Annotated in this window: 14 protein-coding genes; 2 read left to right on the forward strand and 12 right to left on the reverse strand. The window is 75.0% G+C overall.

Annotated elements, in window-relative coordinates:
- Positions 1-66 precede the first annotated feature (66 nt).
- Both ACSMXW_RS22285 and ACSMXW_RS22290 read left to right on the forward strand, forming a co-directional pair.
- Entirely contained in the window at positions 67-1,041 is a 975-nt protein-coding gene (locus ACSMXW_RS22285) for a hypothetical protein (protein ID WP_485798732.1), read from the forward strand.
- 118 nt (positions 1,042-1,159) lie between these two features.
- Complete coding sequence (locus tag ACSMXW_RS22290; RefSeq protein WP_485798734.1) at positions 1,160-2,392, forward strand: hypothetical protein; 1,233 nt, start codon at positions 1,160-1,162, stop codon at positions 2,390-2,392.
- A gap of 489 nt (positions 2,393-2,881) precedes the next feature.
- Here ACSMXW_RS22290 and ACSMXW_RS22295 read toward each other — a convergent pair whose 3' ends face one another.
- The 12 genes from ACSMXW_RS22295 to ACSMXW_RS22350 all read right to left on the reverse strand — a co-directional run bounded on the left by ACSMXW_RS22295 (position 2,882) and on the right by ACSMXW_RS22350 (position 20,460).
- Positions 2,882-3,901 (reverse strand): peptidoglycan-binding protein, encoded by a 1,020-nt coding sequence (locus tag ACSMXW_RS22295; protein WP_485798736.1) that lies wholly within the window; start codon positions 3,899-3,901, stop codon positions 2,882-2,884.
- Positions 3,894-5,627, reverse strand: coding sequence for a DUF6519 domain-containing protein (locus ACSMXW_RS22300; RefSeq protein ID WP_485798738.1), 1,734 nt, complete (start codon positions 5,625-5,627; stop codon positions 3,894-3,896). The genes ACSMXW_RS22295 and ACSMXW_RS22300 overlap by 8 nt, the downstream gene beginning before the upstream one ends.
- Positions 5,628-5,844: 217 nt before the next feature.
- Positions 5,845-8,172: a hypothetical protein gene (locus ACSMXW_RS22305; RefSeq protein WP_485798740.1), complete on the reverse strand. Its 2,328-nt coding sequence runs from the start codon at positions 8,170-8,172 to the stop codon at positions 5,845-5,847.
- The gene (locus ACSMXW_RS22310) at positions 8,172-12,422 is read right to left on the reverse strand and encodes a putative baseplate assembly protein (RefSeq protein WP_485798742.1); all 4,251 of its coding nucleotides are present in this window, start codon (positions 12,420-12,422) and stop codon (positions 8,172-8,174) included. Before ACSMXW_RS22310 ends, ACSMXW_RS22305 begins: the two co-directional genes overlap by 1 nt.
- Positions 12,419-15,982 (reverse strand): putative baseplate assembly protein, encoded by a 3,564-nt coding sequence (locus ACSMXW_RS22315; protein ID WP_485808217.1) that lies wholly within the window; start codon positions 15,980-15,982, stop codon positions 12,419-12,421. The genes ACSMXW_RS22310 and ACSMXW_RS22315 overlap by 4 nt, the downstream gene beginning before the upstream one ends.
- 95 nt (positions 15,983-16,077) lie before the next feature.
- Positions 16,078-16,464, reverse strand: coding sequence for a GPW/gp25 family protein (locus ACSMXW_RS22320; RefSeq protein WP_485798744.1), 387 nt, complete (start codon positions 16,462-16,464; stop codon positions 16,078-16,080).
- Entirely contained in the window at positions 16,461-16,814 is a 354-nt protein-coding gene (locus tag ACSMXW_RS22325; RefSeq protein WP_485798746.1) for a hypothetical protein, read from the reverse strand. Before ACSMXW_RS22325 ends, ACSMXW_RS22320 begins: the two co-directional genes overlap by 4 nt.
- A 17-nt stretch (positions 16,815-16,831) precedes the next feature.
- A complete protein-coding gene (locus ACSMXW_RS22330) occupies positions 16,832-17,365 on the reverse strand; it encodes a phage baseplate assembly protein V (protein WP_485798748.1) in 534 nt (177 codons plus the stop codon).
- 197 nt (positions 17,366-17,562) lie between these two features.
- On the reverse strand, positions 17,563-18,702 hold the full coding sequence (locus tag ACSMXW_RS22335; protein ID WP_485798750.1) for a hypothetical protein: 1,140 nt from the start codon (positions 18,700-18,702) through the stop codon (positions 17,563-17,565).
- Positions 18,695-19,123, reverse strand: coding sequence for a hypothetical protein (locus tag ACSMXW_RS22340; protein WP_485798751.1), 429 nt, complete (start codon positions 19,121-19,123; stop codon positions 18,695-18,697). The genes ACSMXW_RS22335 and ACSMXW_RS22340 overlap by 8 nt, the downstream gene beginning before the upstream one ends.
- A 7-nt stretch (positions 19,124-19,130) precedes the next feature.
- Positions 19,131-19,856: a hypothetical protein gene (locus ACSMXW_RS22345; protein ID WP_485798752.1), complete on the reverse strand. Its 726-nt coding sequence runs from the start codon at positions 19,854-19,856 to the stop codon at positions 19,131-19,133.
- Between the two features lie 7 nt (positions 19,857-19,863).
- Positions 19,864-20,460 (reverse strand): hypothetical protein, encoded by a 597-nt coding sequence (locus ACSMXW_RS22350; RefSeq protein ID WP_485798754.1) that lies wholly within the window; start codon positions 20,458-20,460, stop codon positions 19,864-19,866.
- Between the last annotated feature and the right edge of the window lie 2 nt (positions 20,461-20,462).

Here is a 20,462-nt window from a genome sequence, read left to right on the forward strand (position 1 = left end):
GAACGCATGGTTCCGTCCGCCCTGCCGTCCCCTCGTCCAGGAGGACCGACGATCCTGAGCCCAGCCGTGCCTCTGCCACGGGCCGTACCGCGCCTGCTGCGCGCCGCGGCCGGGCGCCGCCTGCTCCAGGTGGCCCTGCTGGTGGGTGGATTGGCCGTACTCGGCCTCGTCTGTGGTGCGCGGGCCCACGCGGAGCAGGGCGGACCGTCCGGCCCCGTCGCCCGGATCACGCCGGTGCCGGTGGGAGCCGGGAGGCCCGCCGCGACGCACGCGCACCGCGGGGCGCACCCCGGGCACCCCAGCACCAGGCACCCTGAGCCCGCCGCGCCCGCCGCGCCCGCCGCGCCCGCCACGCACCGGCACCGCACCCCGCACTCCCAGCCCGTGCTGCCCGGGCCGCTGCCGGGGCCGGCGTCGGGCGCTTCGGCACCGGGGCCGTCCGGGCCGGGCGCCGGAGAGGCGGCTCCGCCGCGGGTGGCTCCGGTGCCGGTGGACGCCTCGCGTGTGACGCACGGGGTGCGGGACACGGTGCGGGACACGCGTCGTGCCCTGCACAGGGTTGCCGTGCAGGTGCTGCGGCTCCCGGAGTTCCCGGCGCTGCCCGGCGTGCCGCTGCCGGGCGGCACGGGACCCGGCGGGAGGCATGGCACCGGCCCCGCCGACCGCGCCGCGTCCGGCGCGCACCACCCGGGCGCGGACGCGAACACGGCGGCCGGACGGGACACGGCCGGCCCCCTCGGCCCACGGGCACCGATGGCGGACGGCGCGGCGCCGGGCGGCGCATCGCAGCGGCACGGCGCGGTCGCCGCCCCGCGCGACGCAGGACCCGGCCCGGCGCCGGCGCCCGGTGGCGGTGACCCCAGCGGATGGCTGCGCGGGGCACAGGACGCCGGATCCGGGGCGCAGCACCGCCCGGCCGAGCTGCGCGCGGTGCTCTCCGGTACGCGTGGTCCGGTGGCGCTGGTGCCCGGTGCGGTGGGTGCGCGGGGTGCCGGCGCGGTGCGGGACCGGTACCGCGACGTTCTCGAGTTCCCCGGCTAGGGCAGGCCGCTCCCCGCCCCGGACCTGCCGCGCGGGGGCGGAACAGGTCTGCCCGCCGTCCGTGACCTTCATCGGGTCCCGGGCCTCAGCCGAAGAACTCGAAGGATCTGACGTACGCATGAACAAGAACATCCGACGTTCCCTGGTGATAGCGGCCGGCGTGACCGGAGCGTGGGCGCTCGGCTCCGCCGTCGCCAGCGCGGACGAGCCCCCGGCACACTCCGTCTCCGTCCCGGACCCGGCGGGTGACGACGGCATCGTCTCCGGCGACGGCTCCCTCGCCGGCACGGCCGACGGGGCCGTGGACGTGACGGCGCACCAGGCCGGCGCGGCCGTCCACCACGCCACCGGCACGGTCCGGGGCGCCGTGGACACGGCCGACGGCGCCGCCACCGGTGCGCTGGTGCACACCGCGACGACGGCACACGTCGTGCGGGGCGCGATTCCGGACGCCGGCGCGACGGTCCAGGTCACCACGGCCCGGGCCGGCGACACGGTCCAGGGCGCGGCGGCGCGGACCGGCGACGCGGTGCACACCGCGGTGCCGGGCGCCGAGAGCACCGTGCACACCGTGCACCAGGTCGGGTCCAGGGCGCTGGACACCGTGCACGATGCCGTCCATGGGGCCGCGTACACGGCGGGTCACGCCGCCCAGGCGGCCGGGCACGGCGTGCACGGGGGTGTGGCCGCGGTCGGGGTCGGCGCCGATGCGACGGTCCGTGTGGGCGGGGATCAGGTGGCTGGGATGCATGCCGCGGCGGGGGCCGAGATCGACTACCTCTTCGGGCCGCTGTCCGCGTTCGCGCCGGAGCCGGCGGGCGGGATCGGTCAGATGACGGCCCATGTACAGCGGGTCGCGGCGGGGATCGCCCCCGCGCTCGGCGAGGTCTCCGGGGATCTGCTCGGACAGCTTCCCGGCAGCGGGCAGCGCACCGTCACCGGGGCCGGGCAGGGGTACGGGCAGGCCCCGCACACGATGGCGGCGCCCGCTGACGCGGCGGCCGCCGCGGCGCCGGGCGGCACCTGGCGCGGTGACCTGCCGTCGACCGCCGCCGCGGTGGCCGATGCGGTGCTGCCCGGGCAGACCGCGACGGTGGTCGGGGACGCGGTGCCGGTGGGCCTCCAGGCGGTGGGCGACGCCTCGTACGTCGGGCAGGGGGTGCTCGGGCACACCCAGGCGTTCGCCGATCAGGCCCTCTCCGGGGGGCAGGCCGTGCGCGCGGTGCCCGGGTATGCCGTGGGGACGGCGGGGACGGCGGCGGCCGACAGCGCGCGGCTTGCCGGGCATGTGCTGTCCGGTGGGCAGGGTGTCGTGGGGGATGTGGCCGGGCCGCACACCGACGCGGTCTGAGGTGGGCGGCGCTACGTCCTGGGTGCATGTGTGTGCGTGTGCCCGGGGCGGAGCGCCCGGGTCCCCCTCGTGGGCTTGCGGGTGTGCTCTGTTTCGTCCTCGACAGCGGGTTGTCTGTTGGAGGGGTCGCCCTCCGGGCTCGTCCTCAATCGCCGGACGGGCTGGATGTGGTGGGGGTTGGTTGTTGGCCGCGGGTTGTCTGTTGGAGGGATCGCCCTCCGGGCTCGTCCTCAATCGCCGGACGGGCTTGATAAGGGTGGCGGACGGGATTGATGAGGATGCTGGACGGGATTGATGAGGATGCTGGACGGGATTGATGAGGATGCTGGACGGGATTGATGTGGGTGCTGGGGCGGTCTTGGCGGAAGGTGCCAGGCCGTCTTGATGGAAGGTGCCGGACGGGTTTGACGGGGGGCGCCGGGCGGTCCTGGTGGAAGGTGCCGGACGGCCTTGATGGGGGCGCCGGGACAGGCTTGGTCGGGTATCTGCTCAGTGGCGTGAGCGCGGCACCCTCAGCAAGTCCCAGCTGACCTTGCCGGGGATGCCGTCTGCGTCCTTTCCCTTGAAGCCGAGTTTTCTCTGCCAGGCCGCGTACGAGAGGCGGTCTGCCTCCGTCCAGTCGGGGGACGGGCCGTGGGTGTAGCGGCCGCAGCCCTCTGCGTTGAGGCGGTGGCCCATGACCGTGATCATGGGGTGGCTCCGGCCGGTGTGGAAGAAGGCGGCGCCGGGGAACGGCTCGTACGCCGGTCCCGGTGGCCGGGGCGGCTCGGCCGGCGGCTTGTCGGGTGCGGGTCGGGACTCGCCGCCCGAACCACCCGTACCGTCCGTACTGCCCGAACCACCCGTACCGTCCGTACTGCCCGAACCACCCGTACCGTCCGAACCACCCGCACCGCCGTTTCCGTCGTCGCCGGGTGCTCCCTTCAGGAGGGCGGCGATGCGGCGGCGCATGCTGTCCATGGTGAAGCCGCGGGGGTCGATCTTGCCCGGCTGCCACTCCTTGTGGCCGATCACCGAGCGCTCCGTCCAGCCGTGGGCGCGGCACAGGGCCGCCGCGGCGCGGGCGACGGCGTCGAGCTGGGCCTCGGGCCAGGGGTCCTTGCCATCGCCCATGTTGATGCACTCGAAGCCGTAGAAACGGCTGTTGCCGTCGGCGTTGGCCTGGTTGTCGGTGGGCCGTTCGGTCTCGGCGATCACCGCGCGGAGCACGTCGGCGTCGCCCAGCCCGGCGTGGTTGGCGCGGCCCCAGCCGACCAGGTGCACCTCGCCCGCCTTGTCGATCACGCCGTGGCAGAGCGGTCCCGGCAGGTCGCTGCGGCCGTCGTAGCAGAGGTCGACCGAGCCGCTGACGCCCTTGGTGACGGTGTGGTGGATCATCACGCCGTTCAGCGGGCCCCACGGACCCTTGCTGTTGCGGTTGTGTGTGCGCCAGTCGCGCACCTCGTGGACGGTCAGGCCCTCGGCGCGCAGCGCCTTCAGCGCCTGTGCGGCGTTCAGCGGGTCAGCCATGGCGCCGCCCACCCCTGCCGCCGGACCGCCCGCCCCCGGCAGAGCCCCCGGCACCGCCCCCTGCACCGCCACCGGAACCGGCACCGGCACCGTCCGCGTCCCCGCTCCCGGCCGTCCCGTCGCCCGCCTCCGCCTCGGCGACCGCGGTGGTCTGCGAGCGGGGACCCTGCGCGGCGGCCGCCTCGACGGCCCGCTCCTCGTCCCTGGCGAGCCGCTCGGCCGCCAGTTCCGCCTCGGTGGCCGCCGGGATCGGGCCCGCCAGCGGCCCGAACGCGAGTCGCAGGTCCACCGAGCCGCCCTCGCCGCGGACCAGGGCCAGCGGCGCGTGGTGCAGCGCGATGCCCGCGGGAGCCTGGAGCAGCGGGCGGCGCGCCGCGTCCAGCGGCCATTCGACGCTGCCGGTGGCGGTGCGGGCCGCGGCGATCCAGAAGTCGCCGGTGCGGTAGGTGCCGCCCTTGGCGAAGTACACCTCGACGCCGTCCTCCAACGGCAGCCAGCGGCCCTCCTCGATCCGGACCGCGCCGTTGCGGAGCCCGGCGCCCGCACCGGACCGCCTGCCCGCTCCGCCGGAAGGACGCCGGTGGCCGTCGCGGTGGTCCCAGCGGCGCAGGTACGGGTGGAGCTCAGGACGCCGCCCGACACCGCCCTGCCGCGTGCCTGGCTCGCCCGACAGCCGCACCCGCCGGCCCGGCAGGTCCAGTTCCTCCACCCGCAGCAGCGGCAGCGGCTCCAGGCGGCTCGCATACCCGGAGTCGACGAACTCGACCCGATCGCCGACGTTCAGGTCCAGCTTGTCGTCGCTGCCGAGGCCGGCCAGCTCCACCCAGGTGCCGTCGAGCCGGTCCACCGCGAAGGTCACGGAGCCGTTCTCGCGGGACCACTTGAACGTGGCGTCCGCGGCGGTGCCGCCGTCGTGGATCTCCACCCGGTAGAGCTGGTTCTCCGGGCCCCGGTAGTGGGCGTCGGGGCTGACCAGGCACGGGTCCTCGGCCGCGCGCTCGGGCCGCTCGCCGCGCAGCGCGGCGCGCGCCGCGGGCGCCTCCTGCCGGTCGGCCCAGGCCCGGAACGCCCTGCGCACCTCGTCCTCGGACGGGTCGGTGCCGGACACGTCCAGCGCGGAGAGCGCCAGCGGCAGCACCTGCCAGACCACCTTCACGCGGGCCGCGGTGTCCGGCATCGCCGCGCCGAGCGCGACCTCGCGCAGCGCCGGGTCCTCGGCCTCCGTCACCGACCGCTCCCACACCTTCAGGTACACCAGGAAGGGGAACTGCGTCGGCAGCCGGTCGCCCGGCAGCTCGGGATCGCGGTACGCGTCGGGCTGGTCCCAGTACGTCCAGGTGGCGGCCTGGGCCGGGGGCTTCGGCGCGTCCCCCGAGTCCCCCGAGTCCCCCGAGTCTCCGGTGTCGTCGGCGTCGTCCGGCACCGGCGTGCCCGCTACGGGACGGGACGCGTCGAGCTGGATCCCGTCGACGTAGTACCGGCCGCCGCCGATGGTGAGGTCGTCGATGTCCCGCTGGCCGCCCACGAACGTCACCTCGAAGCCGGTGGCGCCGGCGGGTCCGCCGTGCTGCCCGACCAGGTCCGCGGTCAGCGCCCGCGCCCTGCTCAGCTCGATCGCGGTCTGTTCGTTGGCGTCGGCGTCCAGCTGGACGCGGCCCTGCTGGGCGAGGACGGCGGAGTAGTGCAGCTCGGGGCGGTGGGTGAAGCGGGAGAGATCAGCGTGCATCGGAGGGGTCCCCCTGGGTTCGTTCGTCCGTCGGTGGTCTCGTGGCGGTGCGGGGTGCGGGGTGCGGGGTGCGGAACTGCGGGGTCGCGGGGTGCGCTGTGCGTGACGCTCCACGCCGGTGCGTGACGCTCCACGCCGGCGCGTGACGCTCCACGCCGGCGGTGACGCGCCATGCGGGCGCAGCCCGCGCCCGCGCCCGCACCCGCGGCGCGGCACGTCAGGTCACATAGAAGATCCCCGCGTCGGCGCCCGCCGGCGTGTACTCGGCGAGCCGGGCCCGCAGGCTGTCCTCGCGCTGCGGCAGGTACAGGTCGTGGAAGACGCCCATCTCCGCGCCGTCCTCCGCGCCGCGCCGCAGCTCGGCGGCGCTGCGGTCGGCGAGCCGCCCGTACGAGGGGGTGCCGTACCGCTCCGAGGCGAAGACCGGCCGCACCCGGCCGGCCCGCTCGGGGCCCACGAGGTCCGGCTGGCAGCGGAACCGCCGCGGGGTGCGCGAGCCCGGCGGCACATAGCTGAACCGCAGACAGCCCACGCCCCGCCGCGCCACCCGCATCCGGCCGGTGAAGAGCGAGTTCTCGGCGATCTGCACGGCGTGCGTGTGCACCTCGCCGATGACGGTGGTGCGGTGGGCGTGCAGCACGGCGTGCGCGAGCAGGCAGTCGGGCGCGGACAGGGCCTCGCGGTCGTGGCCCGTCGCGTCCAGGATGCTGTCGCGGATGTGGATCGGCAGCGGGTCGGCGGAGACCTCGTCGCCGATGACCTGGATCGTGCCCAGCACGCTGTTCTCGATCTGCACGCAGGCGGTGGTGCGGTCCAGCACGATGCTGGGCTCCTGCGGCGCGTGCGGCGCGCAGTCGTGCTCCAGCGACCAGCCCGGCACCAGCGTGCAGTGCCGCAGGACGACCGCGCCCACCGGGCCCGTGACGTTGATGCCGCGCCCGGTGACCAGCAGCCCGTCCAGCACGATCCGGGGCGGCTCGCACCCGTGGCCCTGCTCGTCGCCCCCGTGACCGTGACCGTGACCGTGACCGTGCTCGTGGCCCCCGTGCCCCGGGCCGCCATGCCCGTGCCCCGGGCCGCCATGCCCGTGCCCCGGGCCCCCGTGGCCGTGGTCCCCGCGGTGCCCGTCACCGCCGTGCCGTCCGCCGTCCTCCGCACGGATGTTGAGCGCGTCCGGCCGGTTGCTGTACCAGTCCAGCAGCCGGACCACCGGCCGGCAGCCCTCCGCGGCCCGCACCTCCAGGCGGTCGCCGGGGTCCAGGTCGAAGTCCAGTTGCTCCTGGTAGGCGCCGCTGTGCACGATCTCGATGATGCCCTCGGGGCCCACCCGCCGGGCCCGCCGGTCGTGCTGCCAGTTGCGGAAGGCGTCCATGATCCGCTGGTACGGCTGGCCGGGACCGACCCGGTACACCGCCGCGTCCGGACGCGGCGCACGGTCCCGCGGATAGCTGCCGCCGCCCAGGTCCGCCGCGCCCGCGTAGTGGTAGTCCACCCAGACGCCCTGCCGGGGCGCCGAGCGCGCGCCGAACGCGATCCGGCCCAGCTCGGGGTCGACGGCCACCTGCCCGCGCCGCGGCCGGTAGCGCCACTCGGACAGGTCGGCCACCACGATGTCGGACGGCGGCACCGGCCGGTCCTCGCCGTCCCTGCGGATGACGAAGCTCTTGCCGGGCCCGTAGTAGTCGGCGAGCCGGTCGTGCAGCAGGCGGCGGCCGATGAACGCGGGGACGTTGTCGACGGTGGCCGTGTGGGTGGCGGACGGCTCCGGGACCGGCCTGGTGACCAGCGGGGAGTCGTTGCCGAGGATGGAGAACGTGTACAGGTTGCGGGCCCGGTCGATGCAGTACGCGGGCGACCTCGTCAGCGCGTACGCCCGCAGCCGCCACACGAACAGGGCCACCCCCGCGGGCGTGAGGCCGCCCTGCCGCCGGGCCGAGCCCGCTCGCCGCACGTCCACCGACCGGGCCACCGCCCCGAACGGGCCGCCCGCCAGGTCGAGCGCGGCGCCGTCCCGCAGGTCGGCCGTCCTGCCGCGGCCGCGCCGGACCGCGTCGGCCGCCGGCGACCCCGTCCCGTACAGCTTCACCGGCTGATGGTGCGCCAGGTGCCTGGACAGCTCCACCGCACGCGCCGGCCACCCCGCGACCTGCTCGGACAGCTCCTCCAGCAGGGCGAGAGTGCCCTTGCGGCGGCGGCTCGCGACGGCCCGGGCGACCTCGCGGCGCGGCGCCAGCGCCTCCGCGAGCCGCTCCCGCGAGGCGCCGGGCCGGCCGCCGTCCCCGAGGCCGTCGGCCAGCACCCGCTCGTAGCCGGGCAGCGGCCGGTAGCCGACCAGGTCGCCCAGGTACGGCAGCACCCAGGGCGCCGCGGTCTCCACGAACAGGTCGTCGTACCCCTGCTCCACGCCGTTGCGCACCAGATCCAGCTGCTCCGCGATCACCGCGAGCAGCGCGCGCAGCGGCTCGGGACGGCGGCCGTCGTCGCCGTCGCGCAGCCGGTGCCACTGCGGAAGCAGCTCCGCGAGCCCGTCCGGCTCCCTGGACATCACTTGACCTCCGTCAGAATCAGCGTGTCCGCGACCTTCGGCGAGAGCAGCGCGAGCTGCGCGGGCCGGATGCCGCGGAAGGCGAACACCGAGCGGCCCCGCGCCAGCCGGCGGGTGTCGGTGATGTCGGGGTTGAGGCGGAGCAGTTCGGCGAGCGGGATACCGCACCGGGCCGCGACCGACGTGAGCGTCTCGCCGGCCGGATCCGACACCCGGTACGTCCGCTCCTCGTACGCCGCCGCCCCGGCCGGCACATGGGCCCGAGGCCCGTCGAGCCCGTCGAGCAGGTCCGCGAGCTGCTGCGGGGTGGCCGACGCGGGCACGCCCGTGAACACGTCCACGTCCACGTAGTCCACGCCCGGCACCGACTGGGCCGCCGCCAGCACCTCCGACAGGTGCGCGGGCCGCCCCAGCTCGCGGCCCTCGAAGCCGAGCCTGCGCAGCAGCGCCGCGCGCAGCCGCGGCTCCACCTGCGCCCATGCGAAGTCGGGCGCCACCTTGACGCGGGCGGCGAGCAGCAGCAGGACCAGTTCGCGGGCGGCCACCCGCACCGGCAGCCGGGCGTCGCCGTACTCGGCGAGCGACGCCCGCAGCGCCGGCAGCACCTGCGAGTCGTCGGTGATGAGCACGTCGTCCGTGCCGGCCACCGTGACGTGCAGCACGCGCCGCCGTCCGTCGAAGAGCTCACGCGCCTCTGCCCGCCCGATGCCGGCCCGGGAGCGGGCGAAGTCCTCGTAGTCGCGTGCGGACACCAGGCGGTCCAGCGCGCTCACCGCCAGCGGGACGGTGCGCCGGGTCAGCGCCGGCCCGTCGGCGTCCGCGCCGCCCGCCGCCGGGCGCGGGTTGGTGACCGCGGTGACGCCGAGCGGCCGTGTGATGGCCTGGGTGATGCGGTCCGCGGCGACGTTGGCGGCCCGTCCGGTGCCGAACCGGTAGCGGGCCCGGACGTTCTCCTGCCCGGTGGGCAGCCGCGCGCCGTGCACGCCGTCGCCGAACGTCACCGTGGTGCCGCCGTCGGCGGTGGTGCCGGTGATGTAGACCCGCTCGTTCGGGCCACGCCCGGCGAGCGAGTCGACCTCGTGCCAGAGCAGCCCGTCCACCCGGACCTCCAGCGTGGGCGTGGCGCCCAGTGGGGTGTCGGACGGCAGCCAGGTCAGCGGGGACTGCCAGAGCCGGAAGGTCTGGTTGACGCGGTCCGCGTCGCCGCTGCCGATCGCCTCGTCGCGGCTCTCGCCGTGCGTCGCGGCGACGACATTGCCGAGGATCCGCACCGTCTCGCGGCGGTAGCGGTACGCGAGGTCGGTGGTGAGCGTCAGCACCGTGTGCACGTGGTCGCCGGGCAGCCGGGGGTCGATGCGCTGCGCCGCGTCCTGGACCACCACGACCTCGGTGGCCCGCACGCCCGCCGTGCCGGGGACGTCGCTGCGCTCGCCGGAGACCACGAGGGTGCGGCCCGGCGCCAGGCCGTCGTACAGCTCGGCCAGCTCGATCTCGCCTCCGTGCACGTCCTCGCCCAGCGGCTCGTCCGCCGGCCGCAGCGGCTCGCCGCCCGCGTGCACCTCGGCGTCCCTGATGTGCGACAGCAGCACGTCGTGGTCGTCCAGCCAGTCGTCGGCGAGGACGAGTTCGGTGCCGCGGCCCGTGATGCCGTAGTTGGTGTACGCGGCGGTGCGCACCGCGACGACCCGGGTGGTGACGAAGGCGAGAGCGGGGTCGCCGGGGATGCCGACGGGGGCGCCGGGCTCGGCGGTCGTGGCGGTGGCGGTGCCGGTCCCTGTTCCGGTGCCGGTGTCTGCTCCGGCGCCGGTGTCCGTACCGGAGCCCGCGCCGCCGGTGTCCGTACCGGAGCCCGCGCCCGTGCCGCCGCCCGTGTCCGTACCGGAGCCGGAGCCGGGGTCCATGCCGGTGCCGGTGCCGGTGTCCGTTCCGGAACCGGAATCCGTCCCGGAGGCCGCCCCCGGCGCCCCGGTCCCGTCCGCCGCCATCGCCCCCTTGCGCGGCCGCAGGATCGCCACCCAGCTCCCGACCGTGATGCCGTCCTGGACGGAGTCCAGTTGCAGCAGCCGGCGGCCCGCCGGGGCGGGCCTGCTCGCCAGGCCGATCTCCACCGAGGGCGGACCGCCCGCGGCGGTGTACTGCATGGACACCTCGAAGTCGCCGTGCGTGAACTGCACCGGCACCCCTGGTGAGAGGTGGTACTCCTTGGCCTCGCCGTTGTTGACGGCGGCCAGCACCTTGCCCTCGTCGTCCGGGCGGCCCACGAACAGCGTCCGCTCGGGCAGGCCCGCGATCAACTGCGCGGTGACCCCGGCGTCCTGGGAGTCGGTGGGGCGGCGGCTGAGCCAGTGCAGGTCGTGGTCCTGGCCGGTCCTGGTGGTCAGGACCACCTTGCCGGTGGCGAGGTCGAACTGGCCGTCGAACGGCAGCGGCTGCACGTACTGGAACGAGGATCCGGACTCCGTGTACTGGAACTCGGCCCGGACCGGCACCTTGCCCGCGGTGTCGTAGACGATCCGCATCATCGTCAGGGTGCCGCCGGTCAGCGGCCAGTCGGTCTGCCGCACCACCCGGCCCCGCTCGTCCTGCACCGGCTTCAGCGGCGCGGTCGAGCCGAACACCGCCGCCTTCACCCGCATCGCCAGCAGCTCCCGCAGTACCTCGGGCGCACCGGGCGCGGCGGCCTGCCGCCACGCCGGGTAGAGCCCCGGGGCCACCCGCGGGTCCAGCGCGGACAGCAGCCGCGGGGTCAGCCCGGAACCCATCCGGTAGGGGCGCGGTCCGCCGCCCGGCGGCAGCGGAGCGACGCTGGTGCGCAGCGCGGGCAGGACGGCGCTCAGGGCGGCCAGCGCGGCGGAGCGGGGGTCGCCGCTCGCCTGAGCTGCGGACCGCCCGGCCGGTCCCGACCGGCCCGGCGCACCGGGCGCCCCGCGCGTACCGAAGACATCCGGCGCCCCGCGCGTACCGGCCGCCCCCGGCGCCCCGCGCGTACCAGGCGCCCCCGGAGCCCCCGTGCCGCCGACCCCGTCCGCCGGCGGCTCCGGCACCGAAGGCGCCAGCCGCGCCGCGCGGGTCCGCAGCTCCCCGAGCACCGCCTCCAGCTCCTCGAACCAGGCCACCACCTCCTCGTACGGCGCCGCCAGCACCTGGGCCTCCGCCAGCCGGTCGTGCGGCTCCGCGAGCCGGGCCGCGAAGGCCTCGGGCGTGGTGAGGCCCGGCAGGTCGGCGCGGAGCGGCGCCAGGACCTGGATGTCGAAGTCCTCGATGAGGCGGCTCACCGGGCGCGGGTTCGGCACCTCGGGCGTCGGCGGCTCGTCGCCCGGCTCGCCCGGGGTCTCCGGCAGCGCGATCCAGCGTGCCGTCTCATCGACCAGCTCCTTGAGCGTGGGCGGCGCCGACTCGGGCAGCCGCACCGCCGTGACGGCCGCGTCGCGGTCCACCCTGAGCCCCGCCACCGGCAGCAGCAGCCGCTGCCCGCCGCCCCCGGCGCCGAAGACGAAGAGCAACTTGTCGCCGGTGCTCAGCCCGGTGGTCGTCCCCTCGACATACAGCTCGGAGCGCCTGGTGAGGTCCTCCGGGGTGAGCAGGAGGGGCCGGCGGCGGCGCACCGCCAGCTCGTTGAAGTCCCACCGCGCCACCAGGTCCTCGCTGGTCTCGAACGTCTGCGTCTCCTCCTCCGAGGAGGCCGGCACGCTGTGACTGCGCGCTCCGCGCGGCACGGTCACCGCGACGTCCGGCGCGCGCGGGTCCCGGTCCAGCGTGTACGCGAGGTGGGTGGCCGCGGCGACGCCGGGACGCGGCCGGTGCCCGACGAGCCGCCCCAGCAGTACCAGCGAGCGCTGCTCGTCCGCGGTGCGCAGGTACGCCTCGTCCGCGATCCGCTCCGAGTGGAACGTCAGCAGGTCGCCCAGGACCGCCGCCGCGTCCAGCAGCCCCAGCGCCGGATCGTCCGGGGTGCGCACGGTCAGGTCGCGCAGCGCCGGGTAGGCGGGTGAGGCAAGCCGGTCGTGCAGCGCGGCGAGGAAGCTGCCGTAGTTCCCGACGCGGTAGTCCAGCGCGTCGCGGCCCGGCGGGTTGTACGGCGCCGCCGGCGCGACCCGCTCGTCGTGACCTCCGCAGGCGCCTCCGCAGGCACCACCGCATGCGCCTCCGCATGCGCCTCCGCATGCGCCTCCGCATGCGCTTCCGCGGGTACCGCCGCAGCCGCAGCCGGGGCCGGGGCCCACGCCTCCGGGCCGGTCCGTGGCACTCATCGCACACCCCCGAGAGTGATCTCCAGGCGGCCCGCCTCGGGCCGCTCCGGGTCGTTGTCGCACGTGGCGATCTCCAGCGGGCCCAGCCGCAGCACGCCGTCCCGGATCGCCGGTTCGTCCACCGGGCCGCCGTGCCCGTCGCCGTCGCCGTGGAACAGCCGGCGCAGCCGGGTCACCTCGACGCTCACCACGCCGGGCACCGCCGCCGCGACCGCCACGAGACGGCTCAGCCGCACCGGTTCGCCGAACGTCAGCGCGTCCGGGTGGAAGAAGCCGGTTCTCCCGCCCGGCCCCCCGGCACCGAGCCGCCGGCTGCCCAGCACCCGGTACAGCTCGGCGAGGATCTGCCCGTGCTGGTGGCCGGGCGCCGCGCACACCGTCAGCGCGACGTCGAGCGGCACCAGACGGGCGGGGCCCACCACCAGGTCGTGGCCGATGCGCCGGTACGCCTCCAGGGCCTGCGCCACGGCCTCCAGCAGCACCGGGGACGGCTCCTCGTCTCCGGTCGGGTCGACGGCGATGTGCGCTTCCTGGCCGCTGCCGGTCCAGCGCAGCTCGGCCGCGGCGCGCCGCACGCCGGGCAGCGCCGACGCGAGCGCCGCGTAGTCCTCGGCGGTCACCGCCCGGAGCCGGGTGCGCCTGAGGTCGAGCGGGGCGAGCTGGCGCACCTGCTCGACCGGCTCGGGATCGGTGCCGCCGGTGGCGGGCAGCGGGTTGCGCACCCCGGCCACCGGGGCCTCCACCGCCCGGTCCTCGGCGTCCTCGTCGCGCACCAGGACGAGGTGGTTGATGGCCTCGGCGCCGACGTTGCCGGCCCGGCCGCCGCCCAGCCGGAGGCGGACGGCGAGCCGCGCGCCGGGCGTGGGCCGCGCCCCGTACCGCCCGTCGCCGAACCGCAGCGCGAGCCGCCCGTCGTCCTCCAGTTCGCCGACGAAGTGGCGGTCGCGGGGGCCGCTGTCCAGCAGGTCGCGGCGGGGCGACCAGACCCGGGACGGGCCGCCCGGTTCGGCGCCGTGCCGCGTGCCGGCGGCCCGGCTGCCGGCGGGGTCGCGGCCGTCGTCCGTGGCGTGGTCGTCCCCGGTCGCCCGGCCGTGGCCGCCGCCGGAGCTGTCGTGGCGCTCGTCGACCTCGTCGACCTCGTCGACCTCGTCCACCTCGTACAGCCGGACCGCGGGCAGCGCCTGGCGCGGGTCCTGGACGAGCGCGGCGCTCGCCGGGCCGCGCAGCTCCGGCTCGTCCGGGCGCAGTCCGACCGCGTAGCCGGGGCCCCAGCTCTGCGTGATCTCCCAGGCCAGGTGGGCGTCGAGCACCGTGCCCGCGCGGGCCCGCGCCGTGAGCACCCCAAGCCGCCGGAGCTTGCCGGCCAGCAACTCGCCGCTGCGGTGCAGCAGGTCCCGCAGCGCGGGCACGGGGTGCCGGCGCAGCTCGAAGCGCTCGATCACCTTCAGCCCGAACACCACGGTCAGTTCGGCGATCTCGTCGTCCGTGAGCCCGTCGCGGTCGCGGGCGCCGCGCCACAGCTCCACCAGCCGCTGCCGCACCCGCTCGGGGATCGCCGCGAGCCGGTCGGCCTGCCCCCGCGCCACCCGCGCGGGCAGCGGGAACGGAACCGCCTGGGCGACGGGGGAGCGATCGAGATGGGGCCGGAAGCGTGGGGCGATGCCCGGGTAGGCGCTCTGCGCCAGCAGCGTTCCGAGCGCCGCCGCCTGCTCGTGCGCCGTGCCGGGCACGACCCTGCCCCGGCCACCGCCGGACGCCGCCTCCGCGTGCCGCCCGCCGACCAGCTCCAGGCCTATCCCGGCGCGCAGCACCGCGTCCTCGCCGACGACGTTGAAGAGTTCGCGGACGTCGTCCGCGGTCAGCTGCCGGCCGCTGCCGGCCTTCCGCGTCAGCGCGCCGATCAGCCGCCCGGGCGCGTTGCCCTCCGCGCGGTCGCCGCAGCCGAAGCCCGGCGGGCGGCACGGGGCGACGACGGCGGGGTCCGGCGGCACCGTCAGGATCTGCGGCAGCTCCCCGCCGCCGAACGTGCCGGGCACGGGGGAGGGCCGGGGACCGCCGAGCGAGCGGCCGTGGTCGACCAGCACGACGTTGCCGCGCGCCACGCTCACGTCCGCCACCGGCACGCAGTCGGGGCCGCCGAGCGTGGCGAGGCGGAGCGGGAAGCGCAGCGCGTCCTCCGGCGCCCAGGTGACCTCCAGGACCGGCTGGTCCTCCACCGCGTCGTGGGCCGGGGTCACCGAGGTCAGCCGCACCGGCTGCCGGTGGGTGGGGTCGGCGTCGCCCGGGGTGCCGGAGCGGGGGCCCTTGACCTCCTCCAGGATCAGCACGTCGCCTGGGCGCAGACTCAGCTTCCGGCGGCGGCCCTGGTGGTGGTCGTGGCCGTGGTGGTGGCCGTGTTCGTGGCCGTGGTCACGACCGTGATCGTGCCCGTGGCCACGGCCCGGACCGTGCCCGCCGTGCCCGCCGTGCCCGCCGTGTCCCCCGCGGCCGTGGCCGCGGTCGTGGTCGTGGTCGTGGTCGTGGCCGTGCTCGCCGTCGCCGTGGTCCTCGTCCTCCGCCCAGCCGTCCACCAGGGTCGCCGCCGTGGCGCCGCGCGGCAGGGCGCGGACCTCGCCGCCCCAGGTCCACAACCGGATGGTGTTGTGCACCTCGCGCAGCACCAGCGGGTCGGCCGTGACCGGTTCGAAGACCTCCACCGAGCCCTCCTCGTCGAGCACCGCGAGGTCGCGGTCGTCGATGACGGTGCCCGGCTCCGGCCGGTCGTGCGGGTCGAGGGAGCGCGCGTCCACCGCCGCGAACCGGAACGTGCCCGGCAGCAGCATGTGCTCCCCGGCCGTCTCGACGGTGACGAACGCGCGGGCGTTGCACCCGTCGTGCATCGCGTAGTCGATCAGCCGCACGTGCCGCCGCACCGAGACCCGGCGCCGCGCCGTGTCGAGGTACGCCTCGGTGGCGACCGCGTCCTGCTGGTAGCTGATCCGGTCCCCGGTGTACGCCAGCAGCTCCACCAGCGTCATGCCGAGGTCGGCGGGGTTGCGCTCCACCCAGCCGGGCGTCGTCAGCGCGAGCCGGTCCAGCAGCAGCCGGCGGATGGTGTCGTAGTCGCGCGCCGTGTAGTCGATGACGGGCGCCGCGGGGAACCCGGGCGCGCCCACCCCCGCGCCGCCGTCGCCGGCCCCGTCCCGGTCCGCGCAGTCGAACGGCGAGGGGCAGTCGGGCCGGAACGTGAAGTCGGCGCCGGAGTAGCGCTGTTCGAAGCCCCGGTACGGCTCCGTGCCCGGCCGCCCGTACGGGTCGGCCTCGACGAGGGAGAGCCGGTAGCGGGACGTGTCGCCCGCCCTGTCCAGGGTCACGAGGAGCCGGTCGTCGAGCTCCGGGTCCTCCTCGCGCTCGACGGACGTCTCCACCGCCCGGATGCCGGTGATCCGCCGGCCGCCGTCGATGCGGACGTTCTCGGGGCCGAGCCCGTGCGGGGCCTTGCCGAGGAACGTCACCGTGAGCGTCAGGCCGTCGTCGTCCGGCTCGACCGCGTCGATGCCGTTCAGCCGCTCCGCTCTGATCCTCGCCCGCCGGTCGGGCGGCCACCGGTTCCCGCCGCCGTTCCCCCCGTTGCCGTCCGTGCCGTTGCCGTCTCTGCCGTGCCCGAGCCCGCCGCTCACGCCCCGGCCCTCCCCTCGAAGATCTCGTCGCGGCGGTGGCCGGTGGCCCGCACCACATAGCGCAGGAACACCCGCACCGCGTTCTCGTCGCCGACCACGTCGAGCCCCTCCACCTCGATCAGGTCGCCCAGCCAGCGCTGGAGCGCCGCCTGCACGGACAGCTCCAGGGCCGAGGCCAGCTCCGGGCTGTTCGGCGTGAAGACCAGGTCGAGCAGGCCGCAGCCGAAGTCGGGGCGCATCACCCGCTCGCCCGGCGAGGTGAACAGCACCTGCTCGACCAGGTCGCGCACGTGCGCGTCCCGGTCGGCGTCCGCGGTGCGGCCCCGCCGGTCCACGCGGAACGGGAACGCGATCTCGCCGCGCTGCCGCGGGTAGGCGCTCATCCGGCGACCACCCCCGCGCGCGCCGCCGCCACCACGGGCCGGCCGGCCGGTACGAGGTGCGCGGTGAAGCACTGCGCCTGCGTGCTGTCGAGCAGCACCGGCACGCCGTCCACCCGCACTCCGTCCCGGTCGGCGGTCCAGCGGAGGCTGGTGCAGGGCGCGGGCGCCCCGTCCACGGTGTGGGTGCAGCCGGTGACGGTCCAGGCGCCGGCGGCGCTCGCGACGGGCGCCCCGTCGAGCAGCACCGCGTCCGAGGCGGCCGCGAACGCGGCCGCCGCGTGCCCGCCGTGCGGGCAGGTGATCACGGTGTCGGTGCCGAGCAGATGGCCGTGGCCATGGGTCCCGGGCATGGTGTTCTCCCCCGTCCCTAACGCTTCCTGGGCACGATCAGACGGCCCTCGTTGATGTTCACCTCGTCGCCGATCAGGGTGATCACGGCGCCCTGGCCGGTGCCGATCGTCACGCCCGTGTCGTTGATCTGGACGTAGGCGCCGCTGCGCGCCTGCAGCTTGATGCCCTCGCCCCCCGGCACGTCCGACATCAGGATCTTGTGCTCGCCGGGCGTCTCGATGACGACCGGCTTGGTCTCGGCGCCCGTCCTCAGCTCCTTGAGCGCGTCGGGGGGCAGCTCGTCCTCGGCGCCGTACCAGCAGCCCGTCCAGACCGGGAAGCTCGGGTCGCCCTGCTCGAACTCCACCCACACGCCGCTGTTCTTCGGCGGCACGGCGAAGTGCCCGGCCTTCGGCCCCGTGAAGGGCAGGCAGGGCAGCGCCCAGGTGGACGGCTCCTCGCCGAGGACGTCCGGCACGGCGACCGTGAGCCGGCCGAGGTGCAACGGGTCGTTGTTGTCCACCACCCGGCCGCGGAACTTGCCGAGGAAGCGATTGTTCGGTGGCGCCATGCGTCAACTGCTCCTGTGGTCGTGGCTCACGCCGGGTGCGGTGCCGTTCGCCGTCGGGTGCCTGTCTGCGTCTGCGGGGTCTGCCGGTCCTGCCGGGTTTGCTGGCCCTGCCGGTTTGCTGGCCCTGCCGGTCTTGCCGGTCTTGCCGGATTTGCCGGGCCTGCCGGGTTTGCCTGGTGCTGCCGTCGCGCTGCTCGTCAGGGGCGGACCCGGTCGCCGAGCGCGACGAGGCCCTCCCGGGAGAGGGTGAAGTTCTGCTGGTAGGAGCCGGGGCGCAGGTTGTGCGTGACGCTCTTGACGTAGTAGTCGCCGTCGTAGGTCACGCCCGCGCCGCGCACGCCGACGAGCTGCCGGGGCGACAGCAGGTAGCCGTGCTTGCCCACGTCGAGCTGCCCGGAGCCCGAGATGGAGTCCGCCGAGGTCGCGGCGCGCGCCAGCAGTTCGGCGCCCGCCTGCCCGGGCTCCATCTTCGCGGTGCCCGGCAGGGTCCTGCGCTTCAACGCCGGCGAGGCGCGCTTGGCCAGCGGAGGCCGCAGCCCCCCGATGTCGGGCTGCGGCAGCAGCGGTGCGTCGCGCGTCCTCGGATCCTGCACCCGCGCCTGCGGCTCCTCACGGGCCGTGCCGTCGTAGGCGAACGTGAGCTGGTCGACGGTCGAGTTGACGTCCATGTTGACGGTCAGCGCGTGCTGCGGTGTCCCGATGCGCTTCTCCGGGCCCCAGACGGCGCGGGACTGCCCGGCGACGGGCCCCGGCTCCAGATGGAAGGTGTAGCCGTTGGCGCGCGCGAGCTCGTTGAGGAACTGGAGGTCCGTGCCCGTCTGGTACGGCACGCGGAGCTGTTCGTTCGGCGTCTGCTCGATCTGTTCCCGGGTGATCGCCGGGACGATGCCCCAGTCCGCGTACTTGTCCAGGACCCGCTGGACACGCTTCGAGGGGCGCAGGTTCGGGTAGCGGTCGACGCGCTCCTCCAGGTCCATCAGGAGCGTGAGGTCCTCGCCCGTGATGGTGAGGGTGGTCTGGCCCGGCTGGTTGCTGGCGCCCACCTCGTGCCGGACGATCAGCCCGTCCAGCAGCACGCTGCTGGTGCCCGCCACGGACACGCTGACGACCACCCGCGTCTTCGGGTCGAAGAAGCCCTCGGGCAGCAGCCGGTCGGCGATCGCGCCCCTCTTGGTGAGGTCGAACGCCAGCTGGAAGCCGCTGCGTTCCCCGGCGGTGCTGGTGATCTGAGCGGTGAGCAGCGCCTCGGTGACCTCCTGGGGCACGGGTCTGATGAGCTTCGGCCCCATCTGGAGCTGGACGTGGATGGGTCCGCGGCCCACGGGTTCCTCAGCCACGGCGGGCCCCCGGTCCGGCGTGGCCGATCGCGGTGGCGCGCGGGAAGCCGCCCGGCAGCGGCACGTCGATCGTCCGGCCCGGCTCGGCGGTCAGCTCGTACGGGTCGAGCACGGGGTTGGCGTCGGCGATCTGCCACCACTGGGCGGGGGAGCCGAGGTAGCGCTGGGCGAGCAGGTCGGGGCGCTCGCCTTCGCTGACGGTGTGCGGGACGGTGTCGTCTGCCCCGCCGTCGGCGGCGCCCCCGGCCCCCGCTCCCTCCGGGAGGGGCGGCAGCAGCCGGCGCTTGGTGTACCGCACCTCGGTTCCGTCCGGCTGGACGTGCACGCCGATCTCGGCGTCGTGGTAGCGGCTGGAGCGGGGGTACGGGTGGGCGCCCGGTATGGCGTCCAGCGCGGACTCGTACGGCTCGATGGTGGCCATGCGCGGGTCAGCCCCTCCCTGGTGCGGTGGTTCCGGTCACGGCGGCGGCGCCCCCGCCGATGTCGCCGGGCGTCAGCCCCAGCGCCCCGAGGCTCCCGGCGCGGGCCATCCCGGCGAGCCGCTCCTTCTGCGCGAGGTGCGCCATGTAGAGCTCGGCCCCGGGGTGCCCGACGGGCAGGTCGCTGACGGTCAGCACCTTCAGCCCGATGCTGAGCGAGGCGCGCATCGGATTGAGATTCACGTCGAACGCGGACTCGGTGATGGACAGTTCGGTGATCCGCACCGGCATGACGCGCTTGCTGCCCCACGTGAAGAGGGTGAGCGGCATCTCGATCGGCGTGATCTCGATGGCCCCGTTCTTCCCGAGCCGGCTGTTGGCCCGCAGCTTCTCGGTGCTGGGCTGCACGAGCATCTCCAGCACGGCGAGCTGCGGATGGATCCCGTCGGGCGCGGCGACCTCCAGCTGATCGGTCGAGTCGATCTCGGCGGTGAACTTCCAGGTCTCCTCGGCGGGCCCCTTGAGGCGAAGGGCCTCATTCCGGTCCCCGGACCCGGTTCCCGACCCGCCTCCACCGGAGTCACTACTGGTGCCGGCTGTCTGCGGCGCGATGGACCGTTCGAGGCTGTCCGGATTGAACTGCAACACGATGATGCGCTGCGGGGTGCCGCGCTCGGGGTCGATGAGGACTATTCCGGAGCGGATGGGTTTGGGGATGTTGGGGTAGGTGGTCACAGTCGCCTCAGCTCATCTCGTAGTGGTCGATAATTATCCGAGCATCACGGCGAATGTAATCGCTGGAATCATTTTCAGAGATCTCACTCAAGTCGCTTCTGAACTCATTCCAATGGGAGTATGAAGTGGCCCAGACTGCCGCGTGACGAATTATTTCCTCTCTGTTTCGCATGGCCTTCTTGATGCGCTTGAAGAATCTCTTGTCAAAATCTTGTGGGGCACCAATTCCAGCTCGTAGAATCGCGGCACGAAGTTGCTCCGTTCCCTTGGCTTTGTCTACTGCGGACAACAGGTCGTCAAGCGTCCATGGATGGAGATTCTGTTCGATCGACCTGACAATCGCCTGTACGTCCTCGGCCGGTGAGCCGCTGAGGACAAAAACAGAGCATTGGGACCGACTATCCACCGCGTACTGCAAAATGATTCCCGGGGTGAGCCGCCACAGCACATCTCGAACGATTCCATTCCTTATTTCGGATTGTTCATCTTTAAGGAGTTCGTAGTTTCCCTCTCTAGCGAACTGCAATACCTCTTCTTCACTGCCCCACCCTTTTAGGACCAAGCGTCGGGAGGTGAACCTCCCTGAAGGCTCAGACATGGTCATCT

Source organism: Streptomyces sp. DSM 116793 (assembly GCF_057320905.1).